Consider the following 24,204-nt stretch of genomic DNA (forward strand, 5'->3'; position numbering starts at 1 on the left):
GACGTTTGCGATCCTGATGCACACCCTGGTGTGCCGACTAGTATCGCCTCAGGACAGCGCATAAACTTTGAAGGCTGCCAAACTCTCACCATCACACATTAAAAATTGTTATCAATTTATAACAGCCATGTTACCCGTCTCAAAAGCAATGCCTCCCCCGTCTGCTATGCTTTTTTGTTAAGTCCATCATGATTTTCTCAGAAGTGTGAACTAACGCACTCATCTAACTCTTTTATTTCCAAGGAGTAATGATTTATGAACCAGCTAGACGGCATCAAACAATTCACCACCGTGGTTGCGGACAGCGGCGATATCGAGTCGATTCGCCACTATCAGCCGGAGGACGCGACCACCAACCCTTCCCTGCTTCTGAAAGCGGCAGGGCTTGCCCATTTTAGCCATCTGATTGATGACGCGATTGCTTACGGCAAGAAGCGCGGCAAAACGCAGGAGCAACAGGTTGCCGAAGCCAGCGACAAACTGGCGGTTAATTTTGGTGCAGAAATTCTGAAAAGCATTCCAGGACGCGTCTCGACCGAAGTGGACGCCCGCCTCTCGTTCGATAAAGAAAAGAGTATTACGAAAGCGCGTCGTCTGGTTGAACTCTACCAGGAGCAGGGAATTGATACGTCACGCATTCTGATCAAGCTCGCGTCGACGTGGGAAGGTATCCGCGCGGCAGAGGTGCTGGAAAAAGAGGGTATCCACTGCAACCTGACGCTGCTGTTCTCGTTTGCACAGGCACGCGCCTGTGCTGAAGCGGGCGTGTTCCTCGTCTCGCCGTTTGTCGGGCGCATCTACGACTGGTATCAGGCGAAACAGCCCATGGACCCGTACGTAGTCGAGGAAGATCCGGGCGTGAAGTCAGTGCGAAATATCTACGACTACTACAAACAGCACCGCTATGAAACCATCGTGATGGGGGCCAGCTTCCGCCGTACCGAGCAGATCCTCGCCCTGGCAGGCTGCGACCGCCTGACCATCTCCCCTAACCTGCTTAAAGAATTGCAGGACAAAGAAGAGACGGTGATCCGCAAACTGGTGCCAACCTCCACCGTCCTGCCGAAACCGAAGGCCATGACCGAAGCCGAGTTCCGCTGGGAGCACAATCAGGACGCGATGGCCGTGGATAAACTGGCGGAAGGCATCCGCCTGTTCGCCGTCGACCAGCGCAAACTCGAAGACCTACTCGCCGCCAAACTTTAACCTTGCCATGGAGTGAACTATGTCCCGTAAAGAGCTCGCCAATGCCATCCGCGCCCTCAGCATGGATGCCGTGCAGAAAGCCAATTCCGGCCACCCTGGCGCCCCCATGGGCATGGCTGATATTGCCGAAGTGTTGTGGAACGACTTCCTGAAGCACAACCCCAACGATCCTGCCTGGTACGATCGTGACCGCTTTATTCTGTCTAACGGCCACGCCTCGATGCTGCTCTACAGCCTGCTGCACCTGTCCGGCTATGATCTGCCGCTTGAGGAGCTGAAGAATTTCCGCCAGCTGCATTCGAAAACCCCGGGTCACCCGGAAATCGGCTATACGCCGGGTGTCGAAACCACCACCGGACCGCTGGGTCAGGGGCTGGCCAACGCCGTCGGACTCGCGATTGCCGAACGCACGCTGGCGGCACAGTTTAACCAGCCGGACCACGAGATTGTCGATCACTACACGTATGTGTTTATGGGTGACGGTTGCCTGATGGAGGGGATTTCGCATGAAGTCTGCTCGCTGGCGGGCACGCTGGGGCTCGGCAAGCTGATCGGTTTTTACGACCACAACGGCATCTCCATTGACGGGGAAACCGAGGGCTGGTTCACCGACGACACGGCGAAACGCTTCGAAGCCTATCACTGGCACGTCGTGCATGAGATCGACGGCCACGATCCTGAAGCGGTGAAAAAAGCGATTCAGGAAGCGCAGAGCGTGAAGGACAAACCGTCCCTGATTATCTGCCGTACGGTCATCGGCTTTGGCTCACCAAACAAAGCAGGTAAAGAAGAAGCGCACGGCGCGGCGCTCGGCGAAGAAGAGGTGGCACTGACCCGACAGAAACTGGGCTGGAAATACCCGCCGTTTGAGATCCCGAAAGAGATCTACAAGGCATGGGATGCGCGCGAAACGGGTGAAAAAGCCCAGCATGCCTGGAACGAAAAATTTGCCGCCTACAAAAAAGCATATCCGGAACTGGCGGCTGAGTTTTCCCGCCGCATGAGCGGTGGACTGCCGGAAGACTGGGACCATAAAACCCAGGCACTGATTGAAAACCTGCAGTCTAACCCGGCGAAAATCGCCACCCGTAAGGCGTCGCAAAACACCCTGAATGCCATCGGCCCTATCCTGCCCGAACTGCTCGGCGGCTCGGCGGATCTGGCGCCGAGTAACCTGACCATCTGGTCGGGCTCGAAATCGCTGAAAGAGGACATCGCCGGAAACTATATCCACTACGGCGTGCGCGAGTTCGGGATGACCGCCATTGCCAACGGCATCGCCCATCACGGCGGCTTCGTGCCCTACACCGCCACCTTCCTGATGTTCGTTGAGTACGCCCGTAACGCAGCGCGCATGGCGGCGCTGATGAAGGCCCGGCAGATCATGGTCTACACCCACGACTCTATCGGGCTGGGTGAAGATGGCCCGACGCACCAGGCGGTGGAACAGCTGGCGAGCCTGCGCTTAACGCCAAACTTCAGCACATGGCGTCCGTGCGATCAGGTCGAAGCGGCAGTGGGCTGGAAGCTGGCGGTTGAGCGCCATAACGGCCCGACGGCGCTGATCCTGTCGCGTCAAAACCTGGCCCAAATTGAACGCACCCCGGAGCAGGTGAAAAATATCGCCCGCGGCGGGTACATCCTGAAGGACAGCGGCGGCAAACCGGACGTGATCCTGATTGCCACGGGTTCTGAGGTGGAAATCACGGTGAAAGCGGCGGAGAAACTGACTGCCGAAGGTCACGCGGTGCGCGTCGTTTCCCTGCCTTCAACGGATATCTTTGATGCCCAGGACGAGGCATACCGTGAATCGGTGCTCCCCTCCAGCGTCGCGGCGCGCGTGGCGGTGGAAGCGGGAATTGCCGACTACTGGTATAAGTATGTGGGGTTGAAAGGGGCGATTGTCGGTATGCGGGGCTACGGTGAGTCCGCCCCTGCCGACAAGCTGTTCCCGTACTTCGGCTTTACCGTTGAGAACGTGGTGGAGAAGGCGTTGAGTGTGCTTTAGTGCGGTCTTCGTTGCCGGGTGGCGGCTACGCCTTACCCGGCCTACAACACCATCAAATCGTAAGCCGGACTACCGCGTGATCCACAGCGTGGGCCAGGCGTCCGGCCCGTTCCAGTTATCGCAGCTTGGCTCTTCCGCATACCGCACCAGGCGGAAGCGCTGGCCGTCGAAACGCCAGCGCGTCTGGATCCCACAATCACCGATCCCACGCCCCAGTGCGAGCGTCGTCAGCTCGCGTGCTTTTTCATCGAAGCTGGCGTTCATCAGTTCCATATCGCTACTCTGACTGGACGGGGTAAACGGCAGACGCAGCCTGACGCTGCGCGCGGTGAACGGTTTTTTACGCGATACCAGCCACGCCAGATCGACCGTATTGTAAGCCCCCGCCTCGCAGCTGACGATCAGCAGCGCTTTATCATCCGTTAATGCGGTGACGCGCACTTCGCGGCGGTTAGGATCCAGCGAGCACTGGCTGTTGTTCATCCGCCAGGTGCCGTAATCCAGCAGATCGTTCAGTTCAGCGTGGGAGAGTGGCGTTGGCGTGGGGTTCACCACGGCCACCTTTTTTAATGCCGGAGCTGGAGGCACGCTCAGCGGCGGGCTATCCCCTTTTTTAATCCATGCTGTTTCGCTCCCCACGCGCTTTTGCTGAGCGTCGATAAACAGCAGCGCCGCTTTCAGTCCGACCAGAGAGATCGTCTGCTTCCCTCCGCGCAGGGTCAGCCTCTGTCCTTCCTGAATCGTTTTCAGAAACGTGGTGAGGGTACCCGTATCGTCAGTCTTGAGATGCCAGGGCGTTAACTGCCAGTGCTGGGCATTGAGTTTTAAGGGAACGTCGTCGAGCAGCAGTCGGGGGGCGATGTCAGGCTCTTTTACCGGAGGAGCCGAAAGCCCGCCGAGATCGATACGCAGGCTGGCGTCCGTTTTTGCCCCAGCGCTACGGCTCAGCGTCATCACCAGCCCGCGGTGTTCACCGGTATTTCGGGCAACGCAAAAATTCTGGTTATTGCAGGTGACCTGCCAGTCAGAGAAAGACTGCTGCGCAGGTGCAGCCCACACCAGAGGTGCGGGTAGCACGCAAAAAAAGAAGAGAAGCAAAACGCAGTAGCGCATGAATGGCACAGCCCCGGAAACGAAAAGGTCAATCTGGGGCGTATCTTCGTGCCCTGGACGGGCGGGCTCAATCGGATTTATCGGATAGATTTATCTGAAATATAACTTATCACCGGACCTGCGCGGCGTTCATCACGCCGCTGGTTTGCAGATACTGCAGCAGGATCACCGCTTTACCGTCGCGTATCTCGCCGCTTTTCACCATTTCCAGCGCCTGAGCGAAGGGCATTTCAAGCACTTCAATATCTTCATCCTCGACCCCGCCGCCGCGGTGAGTACGCTGAGCGTCGGTGTATTCCGCAACGAAGAAGTGGACCAGCTCGGTCACCCCGCCTGGAGACATGAAAAGCTCAAAGACTTTTTGTACCGCACCCACCTCAAAACCCGTTTCTTCTATGGCTTCTTTGCGAATACAGACTTCCGGCTCATCGTCATCAAGCAGACCGGCGCAGGTTTCAATCAGGCGCCCGTCCGCGTTGCCATTGACCCATGTCGCCACCCGAAACTGACGAATCAATACCACGCTTTGCTTTTCGCGGTTATACAGCAGAATGGTAGCGCCATTGCCCCGGTCGTAGACTTCGCGTTTATGGCGAATAACGTCCCCGTTCTTACGGGTTAAATCGTAAGTGATGTTACGCAGGACAAAGTAATTTTCAGAAAGGATTTTGTCTTTGATAACGGTAATGTTCAGGGACATACGGGCTCCACGGCAAAATGAGTCTGTTTATACTACGCCGTGACGCTCGCTTTGTCGCCCGTGGGTTCAGACGGCGCGTTTCTCGCTGGATGATGTTTCCGGTTGTGCCAGGCGCAATAACCTTACTGTACGTATGAATAAAGTGTTTACTCATCACTGCGTTATCAGGCAATGTACACCTGCCCGAAACGTCTGATTATTTCTCCCAGAGAGCCGTTCTGTGACCGTTAAGCGACCCGTTTCCGGAAGCCTTGCCTGGGCTTTCTTTTCGATAATTGTTCTCTCCGTGCTGACCAGCAGCGTCGCGCTACTGACGCTTGCCAGCAGCCAGCGCGACGCTGAAGCCATCAACGTTGCGGGTTCACTGCGCATGCAGAGCTATCGTCTCGGTTACGAGATGCAGCGTAACAGCCCTTCCCTTATGGCGCATCGTGAGAACTGGCGGCAGACATTGAGCGCACCTTCCCTGCAAAAGCTGAACCGCTGGTACGTTCCGGGCAATGTCAAAACGCGCTACCAGCAACTGCAGTTTGCCTGGCTGGAAATGGATAAGCACATCGCCCGCGGTGACAGCGCATGGTATGCCGCGCATATTGAGGATTTTGTCGGCCGCATTGATGCCTTTGTGCTCGCCCTCCAGCATTACAGTGAACATAAAATCCAGACAGTGACCCTCCTCTCTCTGGCTGGCGCCCTCGGGATCCTGCTGCTGACGCTGTTTACCCTGCGGCGTATCCGCCGCCAGGTCGTATTACCGCTGAATAATCTGGTGGCGGCCAGCGAGCGGATTGAGCGAGGTGAATTTACGACGCCTGCGCCGGATACCGCCCTACCCAACGAGCTGGGCCAACTTTCCCGCGCTTTCAACCATATGTCGGGGGAGCTACACACCCTTTATCGGTCGCTTGAAGCTTCCGTGGCGGAAAAGACACGACATTTGCACGAAGCCCACCAGCAGCTCGACATGCTGTTTAAATGCTCCCAGGCGTTGAATACGGGGCAGATAGACAGCCATTGTTTTCGGCACATATTGCAGATTGTCCATGAATATACTCAGATGAATTACCTGGAACTCCGCACCAGCGACGACTGGCGACTGTGTGAAGGGGCCGCGTCGGGCAGCATCCCGATGCAAAATCTGCCGGTACTGATGCAGGACACCCTTTACGGTGAGCTGCGCTGGCAAAGCGAGACGGACAGCGTTCCCCTCCCGCTGATGAGAAGCGTGGCGACCATGCTCGGGCGCGGGCTGTACTTTAACCAGGCGCAAAAGCATTACCAGCAGCTGCTGCTGATGGAAGAACGCGCCACCATCGCCCGGGAACTGCACGATTCGCTGGCGCAGGTGCTGTCTTATCTGCGGATCCAGCTTGCCCTGCTTAAACGCGCGGTGCCAGCGGATAATGCTCCCGCGCAAACTATCATCACCGACTTCTCTCGCGAGCTGAACGACGCCTGGCAGCAGCTGCGCGAGCTGCTGACGACCTTCCGCCTGACGTTAAATCATGCGAATTTACCCGCGGCGCTGCAGGAGTCTCTCGATGCCCTGCAGAGCCAGACGCAGGCCAGGCTGCACCTCGACTGTCGTCTCTCCTCCCTGGCGCTTGACGCCCAGAAACAGGTGCATTTGTTGCAGATCGTCCGGGAAGCCGTTCTGAATGCGATTAAGCACGCCCAGGCCAGCGAAATTACCGTTAGCTGCGTAACGGCGGTGGATGGCACGCACAGCGTCAGCATTCGCGACAACGGCATCGGGATTGGCGAGGCAAGCGAACCGCCCGGACACTACGGACTGAACATTATGCGTGAGCGCGCACAACGACTCGGAGGCATGCTGCACTTTTCGCAACCGCAAAACGGCGGCACGCTGGTCTGCGTGACGTTCCCGGTACCTGCGCCGTTAACGGGTAAATAACGGTAAAGAGGCAAGCGCAGGGAAAAGCGCATGATAATTTACACTATCTCCTTTATTTCTCCACGTTTGACCTGGGCCTTACCGCTAAAGTTAGGCGGGCAATAAACAATAATGACGTGCAGCAAAACGAGGTCACTTTTACATGGCGAATTTTTTCATCGATCGCCCCATTTTTGCCTGGGTGCTTGCCATCCTGTTGTGTCTGACAGGTGTCCTGGCGATTACTTCTCTTCCTGTTGAGCAATATCCCGATCTGGCACCGCCTAATGTGCGTGTCACCGCAAACTACCCCGGCGCTTCCGCACAAACGCTGGAAAACACCGTGACGCAGGTTATCGAGCAGAACATGACGGGTCTGGATAACCTGATGTACATGTCCTCGCAAAGCAGCGCCACGGGACAAGCAACGGTTACCCTGAGCTTTAAGGCGGGCACCGACCCGGACGAAGCGGTGCAGCAGGTACAAAACCAGCTTCAGTCGGCCATGCGTAAGCTGCCCCAGGCGGTGCAGAACCAGGGCGTTACCGTACGTAAAACCGGTGATACTAACATTTTGACCATCGCGTTTGTCTCCACCGATGGCTCAATGGATAAACAGGACATTGCGGACTACGTCGCCAGTAATATTCAGGACCCGCTCAGCCGTATTAACGGCGTGGGGGATATCGACGCCTACGGCTCACAATACTCCATGCGTATCTGGCTCGATCCCAACAAGCTGAACAGCTATCAGATGACGGCCACCGACGTGACGGATGCCATCAAAGCCCAGAACGCACAAATTGCCGTGGGGCAACTGGGAGGAACGCCTTCCGTTGATAAACAAGCCCTGAACGCCACCATTAATTCGCAATCCCTGCTTCAGACACCGGACCAGTTCCGCAACATCACCCTGCGCGTGAATCAGGATGGCTCAGAAGTGCGTCTGAGCGATGTGGCGACGGTGGAAATGGGTGCTGAGAAATACGACTACCTGAGCCGATTTAACGGCAACCCGGCCTCTGGCCTTGGGATAAAGCTGGCCTCCGGCGCAAACGAAATGGCGACGGCGAAACTGGTGCTGGACCGTCTGGATGAGCTGTCGCAGTATTTCCCGCACGGGCTGGAGTATAAAGTCGCCTATGAAACCACTTCCTTCGTAAAAGCCTCGATTGAGGATGTGGTAAAGACCCTGCTGGAAGCGATTGCCCTGGTATTCCTGGTCATGTATCTGTTCCTGCAAAACTTCCGCGCCACGCTGATCCCCACTATTGCCGTCCCCGTGGTGCTGCTGGGTACCTTTTCGGTGCTTTACGCGTTCGGGTACAGCATTAACACCCTGACGATGTTTGCCATGGTGCTGGCAATTGGCCTGCTGGTGGATGATGCCATTGTAGTGGTCGAAAACGTCGAGCGCATCATGAGCGAAGAAGGTCTTTCCCCGCGCCAGGCCACGCGAAAATCCATGGGTCAAATTCAGGGGGCGTTAGTCGGCATTGCGATGGTGTTGTCGGCGGTCTTTATCCCGATGGCCTTCTTCGGCGGCACGACCGGCGCGATTTACCGCCAGTTCTCGATAACCATCGTCTCAGCAATGGTACTCTCCGTACTGGTGGCCCTGATCCTCACCCCTGCGCTTTGCGCCACCCTCCTCAAGCCGCTGCACAAAGGGGAACATCACGGTCAGAAAGGGTTCTTCGGCTGGTTTAACCGGATGTTCAACCGCAATGCCGCCCGGTATGAATCTGCGGTCGGTAAAGTGCTGCACCGCAGCCTGCGCTGGATGATGATTTACGTTGTACTGCTGGGCGGCATGGTGTGGCTGTTTCTGCATTTGCCCACCTCGTTCCTGCCGATGGAAGACCGGGGGATGTTCATCACCTCGGTGCAGCTCCCGAGCGGCTCAACGCAGCAGCAGACGCTGAAAGTGGTCCAGAACGTAGAGCAGTACTTCTTCACCCACGAGAAAGATAACGTTGTGTCGGTCTTCTCGACCGTTGGCTCCGGCCCGGGCGGGAACGGGCAGAACGTCGCCCGTATGTTTGTCCGTCTGAAAGACTGGAATGAACGGAACACCCAAACGGGAACCTCATTTGCCATCATTGAACGTGCCACTAAAGCCTTTTCCCGTATTAAAGAGGCGCGCGTCTTTGCGAGCAGTCCGCCAGCGATCAGCGGCCTGGGGAGTTCTGCCGGGTTTGATATGGAGCTGCAGGATCACGCCGGCGCGGGCCACGATGCGCTGATGGCGGCACGCGACAAATTGTTAGCGCTGGCAGGTAACGATTCTGGCCTGACCCGCGTGCGCCACAACGGCCTGGACGACAGCCCGCAGCTTCAGGTGGATATCGACCAGCGTAAGGCGCAGGCGCTGGGCGTCTCCATCGACGATATCAACGACACCCTGCAAACGGCGTGGGGCTCGAGCTATGTGAACGACTTTATGGATCGCGGTCGCGTGAAAAAAGTATATGTTCAGTCCGCCGCGCCGTACCGCATGCTGCCGGATGATATTAACCGCTGGTTTGTTCGCAATAACAGCGGCGGGATGGTTCCCTTCTCGGCGTTTGCCACCTCGCGCTGGGAGAGCGGTTCGCCGCGTCTGGAGCGCTATAACGGTTATTCTGCGGTGGAAATCGTCGGGGAAGCCGCGCCGGGCGTAAGTACCGGCACGGCCATGGACACCATGGAAAAACTGGTGCAACAGCTGCCCGCCGGTTTTGGTCTGGAATGGACGGCCATGTCTTACCAGGAACGTCTCTCCGGCGCGCAGGCCCCCGCGCTTTATGCCCTTTCTCTGCTGGTGGTGTTCCTCTGCCTTGCCGCGCTGTATGAGAGCTGGTCGGTTCCGTTCTCGGTCATGCTGGTGGTGCCGCTTGGAGTTATCGGTGCGCTGCTGGCAACCTGGATGCGCGGCCTGGAAAACGATGTTTACTTCCAGGTCGGGCTGCTGACGGTGATCGGCTTGTCGGCGAAAAACGCCATTCTGATCGTTGAGTTTGCCAACGAGATGAATGCCAAAGGCCACGAGCTGATGGCCGCCACGCTACATGCCTGCCGTCAGCGACTGCGCCCGATCCTGATGACCTCGCTGGCCTTTATTTTTGGCGTATTGCCAATGGCAACCAGCACGGGTGCAGGTTCCAGCAGCCAGCACGCGGTCGGTACCGGGGTAATGGGGGGCATGATTTCGGCCACCATCCTGGCCATTTATTTCGTGCCGCTGTTCTTTGTGCTGGTGCGTCGTCGCTTCCCTCTCAGAGAGCGGCAGGAATAACATTCAGCCATAAAAAAGGCGGCTTTATCAGCCGCCTTTTTATTGTGTGATTAATTCACACTATGATTATTTTACTTATTTAAGTGCTCTTGCAATTCTTACTGAATGTCATTTACGAAGCATGCCTTCGATAAAATCTTTCCAGTTCCCCAGTTCACGTTCAATCATAACAACCTCTCTTATTATTATGCGCATTCTACGAAAACGTATCATCATTGTGAAGACTATTTAACCAATTGCTGTGATTGTACCCCGCCACCGTTGGGGATTTATGATAAATATGAATGGAGAATCTTAAATTTTGTGTGACGGCCAGCAATATTTTGAAATAACCCTACGAACGGGTGAGCTTTATTTTACCCGCTGAGTTTGTTAGCAATTTATACCCGATGGACATCTATGCTTAAATGATGAAAGAATATTCAGCGTACAGATGTGCGTTGAATTAAGCAGACGTGTAAATCCAGAGTATTCCTGAATGTGTTATATTCTGCTTAAGGATATATCTTCGAATTTATTGAACATTTAATCGTCATAAGGACAAAAGGATTCACCATGGTTGTGATGTACGGCATTAAAAATTGCGACACCATCAAAAAAGCCCGCCGCTGGCTGGAAGCGAACCACATCGAGTACCGCTTCCACGATTACCGTGCCGATGGGCTTGATGCAGATTTTCTGCATAACGCCATCAATGAACTGGGCTGGGAGGCACTGCTTAACACCCGCGGTACCACCTGGCGTAAACTGGACGAATCCCTGCGCGCCAGCATCGTTGATGCCGACAGCGCGGCAAAACTGATGCGTGAAATGCCGGCAATTATCAAACGCCCATTGCTCTGCAAGCCAGGTCAGCCTATGCTGCTGGGTTTCAGTGAAACCCTTTATTCTGACTTTTTCGTTGAGGTGTAGTGTATGTCATGCCCGGTCATTGAGCTGACTCAACAGCTTATTCGCCGTCCTTCCCTTAGCCCGGACGACGCAGGTTGTCAGGCATTAATGATTGAGCGCCTGCGTGCCATCGGTTTTACCGTTGAACGCATGGATTTTGGCGATACTCAGAACTTCTGGGCGTGGCGCGGCCAGGGTGAAACGCTGGCGTTTGCCGGGCATACTGACGTCGTTCCCGCAGGTGACGCAGATCGCTGGATTAACCCGCCGTTTGAACCGACCATCCGCGATGGCATGCTCTTTGGCCGCGGCGCGGCAGACATGAAAGGCTCGCTGGCGGCGATGGTGGTCGCGGCTGAACGCTTCGTGGCTCAGCATCCGAACCACAAAAACCGTCTCGCGTTTTTGGTCACCTCCGACGAAGAAGCCAGTGCCCATAACGGTACCGTGAAGGTGGTTGAAGCGCTGATGGCGCGCAACGAGCGTCTCGACTACTGTCTGGTCGGCGAGCCGTCCAGTACCGAAGTGGTGGGCGATGTCGTGAAAAACGGTCGCCGTGGCTCACTGACCTGTAACCTGACCATTCACGGCGTTCAGGGACATGTTGCTTATCCACATCTGGCCGATAACCCCGTTCATCGCGCTGCGCCAATGCTGAGCGAACTGGTGGCGATTGAGTGGGATAAAGGTAACGAGTTCTTCCCCCCGACCAGCATGCAGATTGCTAACGTCAAGGCCGGGACCGGCAGCAACAACGTGATCCCGGGGGACTTCTTCGTCCAGTTCAACTTCCGCTTCAGCACCGAACTGACCGATGAGATGATCAAAGCGCGCGTTGTCGCGCTGCTGGAAAAATATCACCTGCGCTACACCGTGGACTGGTGGCTTTCCGGCCAGCCGTTCCTGACGCAGCGCGGCAAACTGGTTGATGCGGTAGTGAACGCCATCGAGCACTATAATGAAATTAAGCCACAACTGCTGACGACGGGTGGCACTTCAGACGGACGCTTTATCGCCCGTATGGGAGCTCAGGTTGTCGAACTGGGGCCAGTAAACGCAACCATTCATAAAATAAATGAGTGTGTTAATGCGGCAGATTTGCAACTGCTGGCTCGTATGTATCAACGTATTATGGAGCAACTCGTCGCCTGACGAATGCTCTGAGAGGAATAGCGAATGGATTGGCTTTCAAAGTACTGGTGGATTCTGGTGCTGGTGTTTCTGGTCGGCGTACTGCTCAACGTGATTAAAGACCTTAAGCGCGTTGACCACAAAAAGTTTCTTGCGAACAAGCCGGATCTCCCGCCACACCGCGATTTTAACGACAAGTGGGACGATGACGACGACTGGCCGAAGAAAGACCAGAAGAAGTAATTGTTAATCTCACCCCTCCCCCTAACCCTCGCCCCTGGGGGGGAGGGGGAAAGTGCCTACATAAACTCAACAATATTATCGTCATTCGGCTTGCCGCCGCTGAGCGCTTCATCAAAGTAGTGCTTCGGTACGGTATAACGCAGATGATCGAGCGCGAATTGCATGCTGCGGTCGTCAATCGCATGGCCCAGATCGTCAACGATATCCAGCGTCACATCCCCACCTTCACGAATCAATGCTTCCTGAGCGGCAACCGCATGTGAAAGCTCAATGACCCGGTCTTCACCACCGTGGATCAGATGGATCGTGGTCTGCGTAGTCGCACTCGTAGGCAGCGTCGCAAAGCGGCCGTTAAACGCGATCACCCGTGAAACCAGACCCGGCTGCGCTTTCACACTTTCCAGGGACATGATAGATCCCTGCGAGAAGCCAATCAGCGCGGTCGCGTCAGCACCCACGCCGCTCTGCTGCTGCCAGTAGCGTACGATGTCGATAAACGTGGGCATGATGGCATCAATGCGCGCCTGACGGTTCTCCTCCGTCACGCCCTGAACCGGAAACCACTGTCGTCCGTTCGGACCACACGGTTCTACGCCGCCGATGCTGACAATCAATGCTTCAGGGAAAACAGGCGCAAACCAGCTACCAATCTGCCCCATATTGACGGCATTATCGCCAACACCATGAAACAGAAGCAGTAACTGTTTAGCCGGTTTGTCAGGGCTTTGAACAACAAAATGGTCGTGTTTCATGGCGGTCTCCTTAATTGATGAGCAGGATTTTACGCCTCTGCGGGGTAATGACCATGCCACTTTACTGAAGAAGTCATTGAAAAAATTGCCATTGCAAAATGTCTGCTTTCAACTGCTGACAGTACGAATAATCAAGGCTCTCAAGCGCTTGCGCGGTTTCATCGCGAAGCTTTGCCAGTAACGCTTTTCGCCCGACCGCTTCGCTTCTCCCCTCGATTTTCCCGCGCAGCGCCGGAAGGGGCATATCGGTGGCTAACAGCAACCGCGTCAGCGCGGCTACCGAGGTTGAAAACGCCCGGTGCGCAAAAGCAAACCCCGCCAGCTCCAGCCAGTCGTCACTATTAAGGGTAGCTTCCCAGGCATCAGTCACCGGGATCTTTTCGCCATTCCAGGCCGACAGGACGCGCATATCGCGGCATAAACGCCGATGTGCCTGCATACACAGTTGATGCCCGGCTTCGCTCTGCGGCAGCAGCGCCATCGCCGTGTAACACCCGCTGCTGGCTTCCCGATGACTGCCCATTCGCACCAGCACAAACCCGCACCGCTGCCAGAAACGCCACAGCTCGTCGGTATAACCAAAACTCACGGAGAGATAATCTTCACCGCTGGCGTTCAGGATCAGCCGCTGACCAATGCCTTCCCGCTGACGACGGGGATGAACCGCAATGCGGCTAATCCGTCGGCCTTTCAGCGTCGCCGCAAGAGGCGTTCCGCCGTGCGCCGCCAGCGACTGCGCCACAAGGTTCCCTCGTGGACGACGAGAGCCCGCCCACACCGCCCGGCTGAGTTCGGGGATCAATCCGCCCTCGTCCACCAGCCAGAGCGCGCCCGCAATATCAGCCCCCGCGTCCGCAACCGCAAAGTGCTGGCCGGGGGCGTCCATCATCCGGCGTAAATCGAGCGGTGAGGTCCGGTAGTGGGCAGCACAGAGCAGTTCATAAACGCTTGCCACTCGTGCCAGGTCGCTCTCCCACTCTTGTGGCTCCAGAGACCTTACAGACACCTCACCTTCCGGTTTGTGGTCGATAAGCGCATCGTCAAACAGCAGCGTATTCGCCACGATCCGTTCAAGCGGACATCCGGCCGCCCAGCGAATGGGGGTGGATAAGGTATAACGCTGCAGCCCACTGAACCGGGCGCAGAACTTCAGCAGAAATCCCCTGCCCGTCCCTTCGTAACCCTGAACCGTAGTGGTCAGTAATACGCGGGGAAAGCGTGTCACCAGCTTCTCCAGCAGCGGGCCTGGGATGGCTGCCGCTTCATCGACAATCAGCCAGTCGGCCTGCAGCGTGGAGTCCAGCAGCGCATCGGGTGCCATAAAGTGAAAACGCTCGCCCGCGAAACGCGCGATGACATCCGCTGCGCCTTTCGCCGGGGCCGTCACCACCGCACTCCCTTGGATGCTGCCCAGCAGCATCCCCGCCAGCGCTGACTTTCCGCGTCCGCGAGGTGCCGTCACGGCAGCGATGCCCGCAGGCATGACCAAAAGCGCGTCGAGGATCGCCGCCTGCTCACGCTGCGGCTCACCGCTGGCGGGCTGCCAGACGGGTAAATCTGGCGCAGCGGGAAGCGTCAGGGGATGATGCTGTTGCCAGACGATCGCATCCGTATCGGCGGCAAGCGTCCGGCAAAAATGGTGAACAAAGTGCGGGGTAGCGATCGGCTCTGCGCTGTCACTCCAGCGCACAGAATCGCTGTCTGGCCTGTCGGCCCAGCCAGAGAACGGTGGTACTCGCAGTACGAGGAGGCTCCCGGCGCGCAACGTTCCGCTGAGTGCGGCGAATGCGGAGACGTCAAACCCGGCATGCGCGTCAAACACAGCATGCAGGTATTCGCGTCCCAACAGTCCGCCGATGGCTTTAGACGGGTTTTCATTCAGCCACAGCCAGTCTCCCGGTAAAGCATCACGCAGGGCGGTGGCCTGGCTCAGCGTCCACGGCTCATCGCCCGTGAGCACCACCAGACGGCGGTGCCCGGTTCGCTCAAGCTCGCGTATCAGATGTGCAAACGACACCATCACATGGCTTTGCCGAAGGTATTACACTGGGCAGGATCACCGCTGTCAAAACCGCGTTTAAACCAGCTGTAACGCTGTTGCGACGTACCGTGAGTGAAGCTGTCCGGTACGACACGTCCCTGGCTTTGCTGCTGAAGACGGTCATCGCCGATGGCCTGCGCCGCGTTTAATGCCTCTTCAAGATCGCCGGATTCCAGTACGCCCTGCTGCTGCATGCTGTGCCCCCAGACGCCTGCGAAGCAGTCCGCCTGCAGTTCCATCTTGACGGAAAGACGATTCACTTCAGCCTGAGACGCATTTTGCTGTAGCTGACGCACTTTTGGCTCAATGCCCAGCAGCTTCTGCACATGGTGCCCGACTTCATGCGCGATAACGTAGCCCTGGGCAAAATCACCGTCAGCGCCAAGCTTGCGTTTCATGTCATCGTAAAAAGAGAGATCGATATAGACGGTGCCATCTGCCGGGCAGTAGAACGGCCCCATCACAGATTGACCGGTACCACATCCGGTACGGGTTGCGCCCCGGTACATCACCAGTTTCGGCTGCTGATAGGTGCGCCCCATCTTCTCGAACTGCTGACCCCATGTATCTTCAGTGGTCGCGAGAATAACGGAGGTAAATTTGGCCGCTTCATCTTCGTTCGGGCTGATGGAGCGCGGAGACTGTGGTTGCTGTTGCAGCGGCTGACCGGTCATCAAACCGGTGAGGTCGACCCCGTAATAGCCAGCGACCAGCACCACAATCAGCAGGATGATACCGCCCTTGCCGCTGGGTAGCCGAAAGCCGGGTCCCCCCATTGAAGGACCGCCGCCGCCATCACTGCGCCTGTCTTCTACATTGTCACTTTCACGACGCCCTTGCCAGCGCATAACCACCTCGAACTATTCCATTAATAATAGCTATGATCGTAGGCGGTTAACGGCAAGATTACCATAGGAAACAAAGGTAAGACGCCAAAGGATGCAAACATCCTTTGGCAAGTGAGGGAGTTAGTCGAGCTTAACGCCTAAACGGTGAGCAACCGCTTCATAGGCTTCAATCAGGCCACCCAGGCTCTGACGGAAACGGTCTTTGTCCATTTTATCCAGGGTTTCTTTGTCCCACAGGCGGCTACCGTCCGGGGAGAACTCATCACCCAGCACCACTTCGCCTTTGAACAGACCGAACTCCAGCTTGAAGTCGACGAGGATCAGGCCCGCATCGTCAAACAGCTTTTTCAGCACGTCGTTGGCTTTGTAGGTCAGCTCTTTCATGCGCGCCAGGTTCTCTTTATTGACCCAGCCGAAGGTTTCGCAGTAGGAATCATTGACCATCGGATCGTGCATGGCATCGTTTTTCAGGAACAGGTCGAACAGCGGTGGATTCAGTTCGATACCTTCTTCAATACCCAGACGCTTCACCAGGGAGCCCGCTGCACGGTTACGAATAACGCACTCAACCGGAACCATATCCAGTTTTTTCACCAGACATTCCGTATCAGACAGCAACGCTTCCATCTGAGTCGGGATACCCGCTTCGGCCAGTTTGGTCATAATGAAGTGGTTGAACTTGTTGTTCACCATGCCTTTACGATCGAACTGCTCAATGCGCGCGCCATCCCCTGCTGACGTATCATTGCGGAACTCGAGCACCAACAGATCCGGGTTTTCCGTGCTGTATACGGTCTTCGCTTTGCCACGATACAACTCAGCTTGCTTCTGCATCTTCATTACTCCTGGTGTGATGATTTGTGTTCAAAACTGGGCATATTATGCCACGCACACGTTTGCGTAGCACGAAAATAAAAAGGGCGGGATTAACCCGCCCTCGTAGTTATTTGCTGAATGCTGCCTGGAAGACAGCGACCAGCGCATCGTTCTGCGACTGGGTCAGCGTGTGACCTTTTGGATCGATAAACTGCAGACTACTGCGGTTATCAAGGTCGCCTACCTGAATCTTGTAATCACCGGAGGCAAGCTGAGGATCTTTGGCGCCCAGCTCCAGCCATGCACTGTCGGACAGTGGCTTATAGGTTGCCGTCATGCTACCGGTTGAACGGGTGCTGTCGGTCACTTTCATGCCCACTTTTTCCAGCGTCGCTGGCAGACGCTGCCAGGTCTGGTTAAACGGTGCACGCACCACCAACATTGGCAGGCCGGTATCGTCCGCACCGCTCTGAACGTCGAAGGTGACGCCGTTACGGCTCTGCGCCGCATTTGCGGCATCAGTCGCAGTCTTATCCAGACCCGCGGCAATCACGTTCAGCATTTCAGTGCTGTAACGCTGCAGGGAGGCGGCATCCGCAACCGGTTTGCCCGCCTGCTCCAGGTTTAATAGCTTAACGTTAACCGCCTGCTGATAACCCTGTGGTTTAACGGAGACTTGATAACGTCCACGGTACTGCTGATCTTCATCCAGCCGGTTCCACTCGATCCAGTCGGTGGTTAAGGTCTGGCTGGCGTCATCGCGTTTATCAATGGTGTAGTTCTTCGCCTGAATAACGCTCACCACCTGTGGCCACAGATTGCTTCCGCGCGCGCTTTCAACCAGCAGAGACGCCGTATCACCGGTGAACTGGGTACGCGCTCCGCTGACCAGCGCCAGAGGCTGAGCTGGTGGACGAATATCAAGCGCTTTACCCACCAGACCACTGCCATTGGTGACGGGGATATTATAATCGCCGTTCTGAATCGGCAGGATCATACCAGCCGGTGCATGAAGTTCAGCAAGCGGGGTCGCATCCAGATAGGATTCATCACCGCTCACCTGGCGCTTGTAGCGCGAGTCTGAACTACAGGCAGCGAGCAGCATAACAAGCGAAACACTCGCAACCTTCGCCAGGCGCGACTTCTGTACTGAATAAGCCATCAAATCTCCCTAAACTTTACAGCAAACCGGCATGCTTCAGCGCTGCCCTGACGATGTCGCGACCGTGGTCGGTAATCGGTGTCATTGGCAAACGCAGCGTATCGGATGCTACAAGTCCCAACTCCTTACACGCCCATTTCACGGGGATCGGATTGGGTTCGACAAATAATTTATTGTGCAGCGGCATCAGGCGCTGGTTAATGACGCGTGCCTCATCAAAGTGACCGGCTGCGGCCAGTTTGCACATTTCAGCCATATCGCGCGCCGCAACGTTTGACGTTACGGAGATCACGCCATGACCACCGAGCTGCATAAAGTCCAGCGCGGTCGCATCATCACCACTCAACAGGATAAAGTCGTCTGAAACCAGCTCTTTGATCTGATGAACGCGGCTTAAGTTCCCTGTCGCCTCTTTAATACCGATAATATTTTTTACTTCCGAGAGACGACCAACGGTTTCCGGCAGCATATCGCAGCCAGTACGGGACGGCACATTATACAGAATTTGTGGCAAGTCAGTATGTTCAGCGATGGCTTTGAAGTGCTGGAACAAACCTTCCTGGGTAGGACGGTTGTAATAAGGGGTCACCGTCAGACAGCCTACGATGCCGCTGTCATTAAAACGTTTGGTCAGGCTGATCGCTTCTGCGGTTGCATTAGCGCCTGTCCCCGCGATGACCGGAATACGTCCGTCAGCCAGCTCCAGGGTCAGCATAACCACATCGCCATGCTCTTCGTGGCTCAGCGTTGCAGATTCACCGGTAGTCCCTACCGAAACGATCGCCGAGGTTCCATTGGCGACATGGTAATCAATCAGCTTCTTCATGCTAGACCGGCAGACGTTACCTTTTTCATCCATCGGTGTTACAAGCGCGACAATACTTCCCGTGAACATGAGCCATCCTCTGTGCGAACAAGAGCCTCAATGGTACGTTTGGAACTGTAATAAAAGCAAGCGACCTGAGGCCCTCAGGCGGTTGTATGCATGTTTTTTTTATGCTTTCCTTAGGAAGACTTAACCATGCAAAGGAAGAACAGGTTTGACAACCTCATCACAACATTACCTGGTTATCACTGCGCTGGGTGCCGACAGGCCGGGTATCGTGAACACCATCACCCGTCACGTGAGCAGCTGCGGCTGTAATATCGAAGACAGCCGTCTGGCAATGCTCGGCGAAGAGTTCACGTTTATCATGCTGCTGTCCGGAACATGGAATGCCATTACCCTTATTGAATCCACCCTGCCGCTGAAAGGCGCGGAGCTGGATTTGCTGATCGTGATGAAACGCACTACCGCGCGCCCGCGCCCGGCCATGCCCGCTACCGTCTGGGTGCAGGTTGAAGTCACTGATTCCCCGCATCTGATCGAGCGTTTTACCGCGCTGTTCGACAGCCATCAGATGAACATTGCCGAGCTCGTTTCCCGCACGCAACCGGGCGACGAGAGCACCGTTCCCACGCTCTTTATTCAAATCACTGCACACAGCCCTGCCTCACAGGATGCGTCAAATATCGAGCAAGCGTTCAAAGCCCTCTGTACAGAATTAAACGCGCAGGGCAGTATAAGCGTCGTCAATTATTCGCAGCACGAACAGGATGGAGTTGAGTAATGAATCCACTGAAAGCCGGTGACATCGCACCGAAATTTAGCTTACCGGATCAAGACGGTGAGCAAGTAAATTTGACCGACTTCCAGGGACAGCGTGTTCTGGTCTATTTCTACCCGAAAGCCATGACCCCCGGCTGCACCGTACAGGCCTGCGGCTTACGCGATAACATGGACGACTTGAAAAAAGTCGGTGTGGAAGTGCTGGGTATCAGCACCGATAAACCAGAAAAGCTGTCACGATTTGCGGAAAAAGAGCTGCTGAACTTTACGCTCCTTTCCGACGAAGACCACCAGGTTTGCGAGCAGTTTGGCGTCTGGGGTGAGAAAACGTTTATGGGTAAAACCTATGACGGCATTCACCGCATCAGCTTCCTGATTGACGCTGACGGTAAAGTTGAACATGTGTTTGACGACTTCAAAACCAGTAATCACCACGACGTGGTGTTGAACTGGCTGAAAGCAAACGCCTGATCAACAGCAAAAAGGCAACGTCAGTTGCCTTTTTTAATGTTTGCTCCCTCTCCCGTGGGAGAGGGTTGGGGTGAGGGCATCAGCCCGCACAAAATCTACTTCTCTTCCACCGCCGGTACATCCGGCCATGCGTGCACCACCGCTTTAATCAGCGTGGCCAGCGGAATCGCAAAGAACACGCCCCAGAACCCCCACAGCCCGCCGAAAATTACCACGGATAAGATAATCACCAGCGGATGCAGGTTTACCGCTTCGGAGAACAGCACCGGTACCAGCAGGTTCCCGTCAAGCCCCTGAATAATCAGGTACACCGCGAAGCAGCTCCAGAACTCCGTCCCCAGACCAAACTGGAACAGCGCGACGCCCACCACCGGAATGGTGACCACAAACGCGCCGATGTACGGAATCAGGACCGAGAATCCCACCAGCACGGCCAGCAGCAGCGAGTAGTTGAGGCCGAAGATCACGAAACCAATCCAGGTTGCTACCCCCACCACCATCATCTCCAGCACCTTGCCGCGAATGTAGTTAGTGATCTGCTGGTTCATCTCTTCCCAGACCTGCCCCGCCAGCCCGCGGTTGCGCGGCAAAATACGCCGCACGGCGTTAAGCATCTGGTCTTTATCTTTGACCAGGAAGAAAACCATCAGCGGCACGAGCACGAGGTAAACGGCCAGAGTGAGCAGCCCCACCAGTGAGGCCAGCGAATATTTCACCACCGAGTCGCCCATCGTCATGATGCGGGCACGCATGTTTTCCGCCATCGCGTCGATGATACCGGCGTCCATCAACGCGGGATAACGGCGCGGCAGGGTGGCGGCGAAATCAGAGAGCTTATTCAACATGCCGGGCATATCGCGGATCAGGTAGATCCCCTGCTGCCAGGCCACGGGCATCACCACGAAGGCCATCAACAGCAGAATGCCGACAAACAGCACCAGGACGATGCTTGCCGCCCAGCGACGAGAACAACCGATATGTTCCAGGCGCGCCGTTGGCCACTCCAGCAGATACGCCAGCACAATCGCCACCAGCAGAGGCGCGAGAAGGCCGCTGAAGAAGAACAGAATACCGAATCCGGCAACCAGAATAACCAACAAAGCAATGGCTTCCGGGTCACTGAACCGACGCCGGTACCACTGCATTAACATTTCGAGCATACAACCCTTCCCTGAATCGAATGGCGGGAGTGAGACGGTGAATTGTATCTAACTGTCACAAAAAAGACTTTCGCTTTTTGTATCCCTGTCACAATCCGCAAAAGCCTGATGAATGGGATTTTCTTCATGCTGTAACACAGCTACACTCGCAGGGCAGCAGAGATGAACGATATGGCGGTTCATCGGTCAAATTAGCACATCCAATATACAGGACAGTGGTTATGTTCAGGCAGTTGAGAAAAACACTGGTTGCAACACTGATTGCCGCAGTGACGGTCGGTCAGGTGTTGCCCGCTTTCGCTGACTCGTCCGACTCATTGCCGGACATGGGCACCACAGCAGGAAGCACGCTCTCTATCGGGCAAGAGATGCAAATGGGCGATTACTATGTTCGCCAGCTGCGCGGCAGCGCCCCGCTGATTAACGATCCTTTGCTGGTACAGTATATTAACGGGCTGGGGATGCGTCTGGTGGCGCACGCCGACTCGGTCAAAACGCCCTTCCATTTCTATTTAATCAATAACGACGAAATTAACGCCTTCGCCTTCTTTGGCGGGAACGTGGTGCTGCATTCGGCGTTATTTCGCTACTCTGACAACGAAAGCCAGCTGGCTTCGGTGATGGCGCACGAAATTTCACACGTCACCCAGCGCCACCTGGCGCGTGCAATGGAAGACCAGAAGCGCAATGCCCCGCTCACCTGGGTGGGCGCGCTGGGTTCTATTCTGCTCGCAATGGCCAGCCCACAGGCGGGGATGGCGGCACTGACCGGTACGCTGGCCGGAACGCGTCAGGGGATGATCAGCTTCACCCAGCAAAACGAACAGGAAGCGGACCGTATCGGCATTCAGGTTTTACAGCGTTCGGGCTTTGACCCGCAGGCCATGCCGACTTTCCTGGAAAAACTGCTCGATCAGGCACGTTACTCTTCCCGTCCCCCGGAAATTTTACTCACCCACCCGTTACCGGAAAGCCGTTTGTCGGATGCCCGTAACCGTGCCAACCAGATGCGCCCGGTCGTCGTGCAGTCTTCTCAGGACTTCTACATGGCGAAAGTGCGAACGCTCGGCATGTACAACTCCGGGCGTAACCAGCTTACCAGCGATCTGCTGGACACCCTGGCGAAAGGCAACGTGCGTGAAAAAAACGCCGCGCAGTATGGCCAGGCATTACAGGCGATGGAAGCCAGCAAATACGACGACGCGCGTAAAGCGCTGCAGCCCCTGCTGGCCGCAGATCCGAATAACCCATGGTATCTCGATCTCTCGACGGATATCGATCTGGGGCAGAAGAAAACTACCGATGCGATTAACCGCCTGAAAGGGGCGAAAGACATACGCACCAACCCGGTGCTACAGCTTAACCTTGCTAACGCTTACTTACAGGGCGGTCAGCCAGCGGAGGCTGTGACCATCCTGAACCGCTATACCTTTAACAATAAAGATGACCAGAACGGCTGGGAATTGCTCGCCCAGGCCCAGGGGCAACTGGGTAACCGCGATCAGGAACTGGCCGCGCGTGCTGAAGGCCTGGCACTGGCGGGTCGCCTCGATCAGGCGATTTCCTTGTTGAGCAGTGCCAGCTCGCAGGTCAAACTCGGCAGCCTGCAACAGGCCCGCTACGACGCGCGTATCGACCAGCTGCGTAGTCTGCAACAACGCTTTAAGCCGTACGAGAAGATGTAACCAAGGAGAAGTCATGACAGACGCGGTAAAAATTTATCATAACCCTCGCTGCTCCAAGAGCCGCGACACGCTCAGCCTGCTGAAGTCTAACGGTATCGACCCTGACGTGGTGTTGTATCTCGACACACCGCCGGACGCGCAGACGCTTCGTCAGCTGCTGCACATGCTGGGAATGGGCAGCGCGCGCGAACTGATGCGCCAGAAAGAGGATCTGTATAAGTCACTGAATCTGGACGACACGTACCTCAGCGAAGACCAGCTGATTCAGGCGATGGTTGAGAATCCAAAGCTGATTGAGCGACCGATTGTGGTGGCAAACGGTAAAGCACGCATCGGCCGTCCGCCGGAAGATGTCCTCGACATCCTCTAGTCCTTACGCCGCAGCGCTTCCAGAAACGCCTGCGGCGTACTTTCTCCCAGCTTTTTCTGCGTTTTACCCCGGTTATAAAACTCGCATAGCGTGATAACAACCTCTCCAGCCGGTTCATCATTAACTCGCGGAATAATATCCCGGAGCGGTAGCGCCACCTGCAGCGCATTGTGCTTGTGTGGATGAGCGTTAACAACAACGTCTTGTGCAGGCAGCGTCGGTTCAAAACCGAAAGTCTCAAGAGATTGTATATCAGCAGGGCAGGCCTCCAGCAGCGCGCGCGTCCAGGTAGTGAGCAACTGCGGTGAAAGACCCGCATAGAGCCGGGCATAACACCAGCCGCTCACCGGTTCGCGCGCCCAGAGCAGGTGTTGTTCGCCCCCATCATCCATATGCAGCGACAAAGGCTGATGATACAGCAGCAGCGTATGCGGCCTGATGCCAGCTTTCAGCGCCTTTTTTCCCTGTAACGAAGCCCCTTTTTGTTTCGCGGGTGCCGGTTTGAGATAGCGACTCAACGTTGCCCGTGAGACGGGGATGCCCAGGATGTCGTTAACTATCTGCAGCAATTCATCTAATGGCGCACCTGATATGTCGCGCAGGGCATTAACCAGTGCAACCTGCTCTTGTCTCAGCGCTTTGTGTATCACTTTTGGCGTAGTGTGGTTATCCGAAACCCGATCGCGGTTGCGCCAGCGCCTGACGGTAGTGACCGAGATCCCCAGCTCAATGGCCAGTTCCCGGTCGCTTTTATCAGACTGCTGAAGGTAGCGGCGGATACGCGGCGTGGTGGTGGCATTGGCGTGCAGTTTGATTTCCATTCCAAT

At 55.9% G+C, this 24,204-nt stretch carries 22 protein-coding genes; 11 read left to right on the forward strand and 11 right to left on the reverse strand.

What is annotated here, in order from left to right; all coding sequences use genetic code 11:
* The first annotated feature begins 255 nt into the window (after window positions 1–255).
* Window positions 256–1,206 (forward strand): transaldolase, encoded by a 951-nt coding sequence (tal, locus tag ABFI50_RS03095; protein ID WP_014884754.1) that lies wholly within the window; start codon window positions 256–258, stop codon window positions 1,204–1,206.
* 19 nt (window positions 1,207–1,225) lie between these two features.
* On the forward strand, window positions 1,226–3,214 hold the full coding sequence (gene tkt / locus ABFI50_RS03100) for a transketolase (RefSeq protein WP_347485331.1): 1,989 nt from the start codon (window positions 1,226–1,228) through the stop codon (window positions 3,212–3,214).
* Between the two features lie 69 nt (window positions 3,215–3,283).
* Here tkt and ABFI50_RS03105 read toward each other — a convergent pair whose 3' ends face one another.
* Entirely contained in the window at window positions 3,284–4,327 is a 1,044-nt protein-coding gene (locus ABFI50_RS03105; RefSeq protein ID WP_045281124.1) for a DUF1176 domain-containing protein, read from the reverse strand.
* 109 nt (window positions 4,328–4,436) lie between these two features.
* On the reverse strand, window positions 4,437–5,027 hold the full coding sequence (nudK, locus tag ABFI50_RS03110; protein ID WP_014884757.1) for a GDP-mannose pyrophosphatase NudK: 591 nt from the start codon (window positions 5,025–5,027) through the stop codon (window positions 4,437–4,439).
* Window positions 5,028–5,247: 220 nt separating this feature from the next.
* On the opposite strand from nudK, the gene narQ reads away from it, so the two are divergent.
* Together narQ and acrD are read left to right on the forward strand one after the other, a co-directional pair.
* Entirely contained in the window at window positions 5,248–6,942 is a 1,695-nt protein-coding gene (gene narQ, locus ABFI50_RS03115; RefSeq protein ID WP_347485332.1) for a nitrate/nitrite two-component system sensor histidine kinase NarQ, read from the forward strand.
* A 142-nt stretch (window positions 6,943–7,084) separates the two neighbouring features.
* Complete coding sequence (gene acrD / locus ABFI50_RS03120) at window positions 7,085–10,198, forward strand: multidrug efflux RND transporter permease AcrD (RefSeq protein WP_200924426.1); 3,114 nt, start codon at window positions 7,085–7,087, stop codon at window positions 10,196–10,198.
* Between the two features lie 108 nt (window positions 10,199–10,306).
* Here acrD and ypfM read toward each other — a convergent pair whose 3' ends face one another.
* On the reverse strand, window positions 10,307–10,366 hold the full coding sequence (gene ypfM / locus ABFI50_RS03125) for a protein YpfM (RefSeq protein ID WP_015572204.1): 60 nt from the start codon (window positions 10,364–10,366) through the stop codon (window positions 10,307–10,309).
* A 387-nt stretch (window positions 10,367–10,753) separates the two neighbouring features.
* On the opposite strand from ypfM, the gene ABFI50_RS03130 reads away from it, so the two are divergent.
* From ABFI50_RS03130 to ABFI50_RS03140, 3 genes are read left to right on the forward strand one after another with little or no spacing between them, the layout of a single operon-like run.
* Window positions 10,754–11,110, forward strand: a complete 357-nt coding sequence (locus ABFI50_RS03130) for an ArsC family reductase (RefSeq protein ID WP_014884760.1) — start codon at window positions 10,754–10,756, stop codon at window positions 11,108–11,110.
* A 3-nt stretch (window positions 11,111–11,113) separates the two neighbouring features.
* A complete protein-coding gene (gene dapE, locus ABFI50_RS03135; protein WP_014884761.1) occupies window positions 11,114–12,241 on the forward strand; it encodes a succinyl-diaminopimelate desuccinylase in 1,128 nt (375 codons plus the stop codon).
* Window positions 12,242–12,265: 24 nt separating this feature from the next.
* A complete protein-coding gene (locus tag ABFI50_RS03140; protein ID WP_014171111.1) occupies window positions 12,266–12,463 on the forward strand; it encodes a YpfN family protein in 198 nt (65 codons plus the stop codon).
* A 56-nt stretch (window positions 12,464–12,519) separates the two neighbouring features.
* On the opposite strand, the gene ypfH is transcribed toward ABFI50_RS03140, so the two are convergent.
* The 6 genes from ypfH to dapA all read right to left on the reverse strand — a co-directional run bounded on the left by ypfH (window position 12,520) and on the right by dapA (window position 18,977).
* Window positions 12,520–13,215: an esterase gene (ypfH, locus tag ABFI50_RS03145; RefSeq protein ID WP_014884762.1), complete on the reverse strand. Its 696-nt coding sequence runs from the start codon at window positions 13,213–13,215 to the stop codon at window positions 12,520–12,522.
* Window positions 13,216–13,288: 73 nt separating this feature from the next.
* Window positions 13,289–15,235 (reverse strand): GNAT family N-acetyltransferase, encoded by a 1,947-nt coding sequence (locus ABFI50_RS03150; protein ID WP_248217324.1) that lies wholly within the window; start codon window positions 15,233–15,235, stop codon window positions 13,289–13,291.
* Window positions 15,235–16,104, reverse strand: a complete 870-nt coding sequence (locus ABFI50_RS03155) for a neutral zinc metallopeptidase (protein ID WP_014884764.1) — start codon at window positions 16,102–16,104, stop codon at window positions 15,235–15,237. The genes ABFI50_RS03150 and ABFI50_RS03155 overlap by 1 nt, the downstream gene beginning before the upstream one ends.
* A 120-nt stretch (window positions 16,105–16,224) precedes the next feature.
* On the reverse strand, window positions 16,225–16,938 hold the full coding sequence (gene purC / locus ABFI50_RS03160; protein ID WP_008501631.1) for a phosphoribosylaminoimidazolesuccinocarboxamide synthase: 714 nt from the start codon (window positions 16,936–16,938) through the stop codon (window positions 16,225–16,227).
* Window positions 16,939–17,047: 109 nt separating this feature from the next.
* A complete protein-coding gene (gene bamC, locus ABFI50_RS03165; protein WP_014884765.1) occupies window positions 17,048–18,082 on the reverse strand; it encodes an outer membrane protein assembly factor BamC in 1,035 nt (344 codons plus the stop codon).
* 16 nt (window positions 18,083–18,098) lie between these two features.
* Complete coding sequence (dapA, locus tag ABFI50_RS03170; protein WP_014884766.1) at window positions 18,099–18,977, reverse strand: 4-hydroxy-tetrahydrodipicolinate synthase; 879 nt, start codon at window positions 18,975–18,977, stop codon at window positions 18,099–18,101.
* 145 nt (window positions 18,978–19,122) lie between these two features.
* Here dapA and ABFI50_RS03175 point away from each other — a divergent pair, with 145 nt between their 5' ends.
* Together ABFI50_RS03175 and bcp are read left to right on the forward strand one after the other, a co-directional pair.
* Window positions 19,123–19,692, forward strand: a complete 570-nt coding sequence (locus ABFI50_RS03175; protein ID WP_014884767.1) for a glycine cleavage system transcriptional repressor — start codon at window positions 19,123–19,125, stop codon at window positions 19,690–19,692.
* Window positions 19,692–20,162: a thioredoxin-dependent thiol peroxidase gene (gene bcp, locus ABFI50_RS03180; protein WP_014884768.1), complete on the forward strand. Its 471-nt coding sequence runs from the start codon at window positions 19,692–19,694 to the stop codon at window positions 20,160–20,162. The genes ABFI50_RS03175 and bcp overlap by 1 nt, the downstream gene beginning before the upstream one ends.
* A gap of 95 nt (window positions 20,163–20,257) precedes the next feature.
* Here the strand turns inward: bcp and ABFI50_RS03185 are convergent, their stop codons facing one another.
* Window positions 20,258–21,322, reverse strand: a complete 1,065-nt coding sequence (locus ABFI50_RS03185; RefSeq protein ID WP_014884769.1) for an AI-2E family transporter — start codon at window positions 21,320–21,322, stop codon at window positions 20,258–20,260.
* 221 nt (window positions 21,323–21,543) lie between these two features.
* Between ABFI50_RS03185 and bepA the strand changes: the two genes are divergently transcribed.
* Together bepA and arsC are read left to right on the forward strand one after the other, a co-directional pair.
* Window positions 21,544–23,007 (forward strand): beta-barrel assembly-enhancing protease, encoded by a 1,464-nt coding sequence (gene bepA, locus ABFI50_RS03190; RefSeq protein WP_023337587.1) that lies wholly within the window; start codon window positions 21,544–21,546, stop codon window positions 23,005–23,007.
* A gap of 13 nt (window positions 23,008–23,020) precedes the next feature.
* Entirely contained in the window at window positions 23,021–23,377 is a 357-nt protein-coding gene (gene arsC, locus ABFI50_RS03195; protein ID WP_045281130.1) for an arsenate reductase (glutaredoxin), read from the forward strand.
* On the opposite strand, the gene ABFI50_RS03200 is transcribed toward arsC, so the two are convergent.
* Window positions 23,374–24,198, reverse strand: coding sequence for a hypothetical protein (locus tag ABFI50_RS03200; protein ID WP_087529924.1), 825 nt, complete (start codon window positions 24,196–24,198; stop codon window positions 23,374–23,376). The two genes, arsC and ABFI50_RS03200, sit on opposite strands and share 4 nt — an antisense overlap.
* Window positions 24,199–24,204 lie beyond the last annotated feature (6 nt).

It is taken from the genome of Enterobacter sp. HNDS-6, assembly GCF_039850505.1.
GTDB classification, from domain to species: Bacteria; Pseudomonadota; Gammaproteobacteria; order Enterobacterales; family Enterobacteriaceae; genus Enterobacter; species Enterobacter kobei.